General features: G+C 74.7%; 1 protein-coding gene. It reads right to left on the minus strand.

Features of this window, described 5'->3' with window-relative positions:
• On the minus strand, positions 1-383 hold a 383-nt coding region (locus tag EHS43_RS46035; protein WP_148104406.1), incomplete at both ends, for a condensation domain-containing protein.

The following is a 383-nucleotide window of genomic DNA, read 5'->3' on the forward strand; positions in this document are numbered from 1 at the left end:
GACCTCGGTGAACAGCGTGCGCAGCGACTCGTGCCGGACCACCACGTCGTGCAGGGCCCGCCGCAGGGCGCCCTCGTCCAGGGCACCGGTCAGTCGCAGGGCGACGGGGATGTTGTAGGCGCCGTCCCGTTCCTCCAGGCGGTGCAGGAACCACAGCCTGCGCTGGGCGTACGACACCGGCAGCGGGTCGGGCCGGTGCGCCGGGACCAGGGGGGCCTGCGCGGGGCCGGCCCGGTCGAGCCGCTCGGCGAGCGCGGCGACCGTCGGCGCCTCGAACACCGCGCGGACGCCGAGTTCCGTGCCGAAGGACGAGCGGATCGCGTTGACCAGCCGGATCGCCAGCAGCGAATGCCCGCCCAGCCGGAAGAAGTCGTCCTCGACCC

The sequence above is a fragment of the Streptomyces sp. RP5T genome (assembly GCF_003933965.1).
Taxonomy (GTDB): Bacteria; Actinomycetota; Actinomycetes; order Streptomycetales; family Streptomycetaceae; genus Streptomyces.